Here is a 3,285-nt window from a genome sequence, read left to right on the forward strand (position 1 = left end):
CATTGCCAGTAGTATCCGTGCTCTCTGACACAGCATTGCCAAGCTCTTGAAGCTTGGGCGCAGCCAGCGACGACGCACCCGCACCGACTGCGCCGGCCACCGCGTTGTCGCCACCCAGGCCCGCAACAAGCGCGCCGCCTGCGGCGTGCAGCGCCGCACGGTAGTCGCCGCCTTCCTCCCATTGCTTCGCGTCGGCAAGGTACTTGTGTTCCATCTCGCTATCCCCGGCGTCATGGGCGGCCCTGGCATTCGCGCGCGCCTCCTTTTCCTTGGCGCCGGCCACGTCGCCCACCGTCTTGGCGACCGCCTCGCCGGCGGCCTGGGCGGCGGCCATCATGTCGGACTGCTTGTTCAGCACCTGGTCCAGGTTGGGGTTCTTGCCGACCGTGCTGTTGGTGCCGGCGGTGTCCCGCCGCAGGTCGGCCAGGTCCTGCTTCTGGTTGGCCTGGTCCTTGATGGTGATGGYGCCTCCGGCCACTGCGCTGCGTGCCGCGCCGTCCTGGCTGCCGCTCTCGTGCTGCGGGATCATCGGGTTGATGCCGCCGGTGTTCTTGCCGGAGGTCTGGCCGCTGTTGCTCTGACCGGWGGGTGCGCCAAGTGCCCCGCCTGCCGWGAGGCCMGCGGAAGTCGCGCTGTAGTCCGAGTGGTTGGCGATGTCGCTCCAGGTGAGCGTGCCGGTGGTCAGGCTGTTCTTGTCCTTGCCTGCCTCGCTGGCGATGACCGCGCCATGCAGGTCGGTATTGCCCTTGACGGTGATATCGAAACCGTCCTTGCCGGCCTGGATGCCGGACTGCTCGCTGACGTTGGCGTAGCTGCCATTGGCCTTGCCCAGGCTCGCGGAGAGGCTGCCGGTAGCGCCGGCCTGGCTGATGCTGATACCACCCCCCATGCTCTGCTGCCTGGCACGCATCTCCTCGGTTTCCTGGCGGCTGGCGATATTGAGGTTGCCGCCGGCACTCCCGGTCACCTTGCCGCCAGCGACCATGCCGCCGAGGACATTGGTGTCGTTGCCCGACACGAAGGTGACCGACTCGCGGCCGTTCACATGGCTGTTGGCTTGCGAGATGCCCTGGCTGTCCGAGTTGCCCTTTGCTTTGGAAGCGGAGGCCGATACGCCGAAGCCGGCATTGCCCTGGCCAAGGCCGTACGAGACACCAACTATGGACTTTCTCATGCCGACTCGCGAATTTACGAAGATCAATTATGGTTTTTTCTGTCGATCCTATTTTATGTCGCGCTATCTTTTTCCTTTTATGTGCCATATTAATCCGAGGGTGCAGAAAATAGCGCTCATAAGTAATCCTCGAGTGATAATAAATCGGAGATCATCCATACTCCATGGATATTCTGCGGCGTACCAAAATTGCGTCAAGAGAACAATGAAAATCTTGATTGATGCAACGCCTATGAGTGAAATCGATATTACTAAAATAAAGAACAAAAATAATCTGATCATTAAATTTAATCTATATTTGATTTTTCTATATTAATTCTGGTGTTGATGAAATAAGTGTTGATTAATACGCCGGCCTCGGCTCCAATTATCGTGGTGAATTCGATTTGACTGTGAGCGCTTTCGAAATAGTATTGCATGCCATATCGATATTCCAATAGACCATATCGAGCAAAATATGGTCATCGCAAAAAAATATCTTGATGAAACATTAAATTTAAGAAGCCAAAGCGTTATAAGTGGAATTTGCATTAGCCAAGGGGAAAGTAATCCACTTGAGATTTTGATGAAATGTCGTGTTCTCATTTTCCATTCATTTTTCTTGGTGTTGGTAAGGATGGCCCGTTTTCATTGTTTCTATTTTTTAATATAGACCGGATGGTAATCGCCTCTCGAGTGAAGATGATTATTACAAATAGTCCGGAAGTAATCCGAAAAATTGAATATTTATTTTGGTCTATAATAATATGACGTTTAAATATAGTTGCTTCTCCCCAGATTACAATTTCCGGAAGCCATGCAACAAGTACGACAAGGAGAATTGTGCAAACAGTTCTACTGATAACGCCGCGCCATGTGCGCTCTCGCAATAATGCATCTAGCTTTCTGCTCATTTTTTCATTTCCTTGCCGGGCACGAAGGATCCGCCTCCTTGTATCGTCGAACCTGCTGTCGCACCAGCGTAGCCAGGTAGCGGATTGGGAAATCCCTGAAGAATAGCGGGAACCGCTGGATTGACCGAGCCACCAGGGTAAATTAGCTTGGGTGCGTTCTGTCCAAAAATAGTTGTTGTGGCGGTTCCAGCGAGCCAGCCTAATCCTCCAAAGATCGACCCTACGGCACCCGCCAGTAGGGGGCTATCATTCTTTCCATAGTACGTATTATTGAAGGTTGTATTCAAAATATTGGTTGCGCCACCGAGAAACATATTGCCAGTAAAGCCAGTTGCGGCACCAATTGGCGCAGTCAGTGCACCGGTTGCCGACGCAAAGGCCGACTGAGTCGGGTTGACTTTGCCGTCCTGCGCGAACTGTCCTGCGGCATCAAAGCCCCCGCCGCCGACCGCCCCAATCGCTACAAGCGTTGCGGTGCTGCCTGCGGCTACGGCCGGGGTACCAATTGCGGCGAGTGCGCCAACAGATGCTGCAATGACGGCGGCGCCGATCTTATTGTCGAGGGACTGTTCTCTAGCTACTGCCGACGCAACTTGACCTGCAGTCGGCTGAGTCAGGCCGTTGTCTGCATAGAAGTTGTTGATTCGATCTTGCGGCAGGTATTTCGAGTAAATGCCTGCATCGGCTTTTTGCGCGTCTGTTGCGAAGAACATGTAGCCCGGCCCACTCGTGCCATCCGATGGGGTCATTCCGTGACCCTGACTCAGAAAGCTACTCGCCGCTTGATCCCATGCACCGCCAACGCCATTCTGCACTTGACGAAAGCTCTGTTGTGCAAGGCGCTCCTCGGCGTCGGCAACCTGAGCATCGGACGGAGCTTGCCCGCCATTGAGCCGCTGTGCGAAAGCCTTGGCATTGTCTTTGATCCACTTCTGCTCATCTGGATGCAACTGCCGATTGAACCGATCCACATTCGCGGCCGCCGCCGCACCCGACCCACCACCCACAACGGCACCAATGCCACCCGCTGCAATGTTCGCCGCCACATTCCCGAGCGCTTCATTCAGCCCCGCATTGCCAGTATCCGTGCTCTCTGACACAGCATTGCCAAGCTCTTGAAGCTTGGGCGCAGCCAGCGACGACGCACCCGCACCGACTGCGCCGGCCACCGCGTTGTCGCCACCCAGGCCCGCAACAAGCGCGCCGCCTGCGGCGTGC

The 3,285-nt window shown here is 55.6% G+C and carries 2 protein-coding genes and 1 pseudogene; all 3 read right to left on the reverse strand.

Going from position 1 to position 3,285, the window contains the following annotated elements; genetic code table 11:
* Positions 1 to 1,174 (reverse strand): hemagglutinin repeat-containing protein (locus tag AC1DN0_RS40730; protein WP_477146588.1); only part of this gene is annotated, 1,174 nt, incomplete at its 3' end.
* A gap of 581 nt (positions 1,175 to 1,755) precedes the next feature.
* Positions 1,756 to 2,067: a hypothetical protein gene (locus tag AC1DN0_RS40735; protein WP_441635213.1), complete on the reverse strand. Its 312-nt coding sequence runs from the start codon at positions 2,065 to 2,067 to the stop codon at positions 1,756 to 1,758.
* Positions 2,064 to 3,285 (reverse strand): annotated as a pseudogene (locus AC1DN0_RS40740) (hypothetical protein); the annotation flags it as partial. The pseudogene AC1DN0_RS40740 and the gene AC1DN0_RS40735, both read right to left, overlap by 4 nt.

It is taken from the genome of Cupriavidus sp. 05N39, from assembly GCF_056397325.1.

Bases quoted from the DNA above. Each gene is read 5' to 3' on its own strand.
- AC1DN0_RS40735 (WP_441635213.1), bottom strand. From the start codon at position 2,067: ATGAGCAGAAAGCTAGATGCATTATTGCGAGAGCGCACATGGCGCGGC.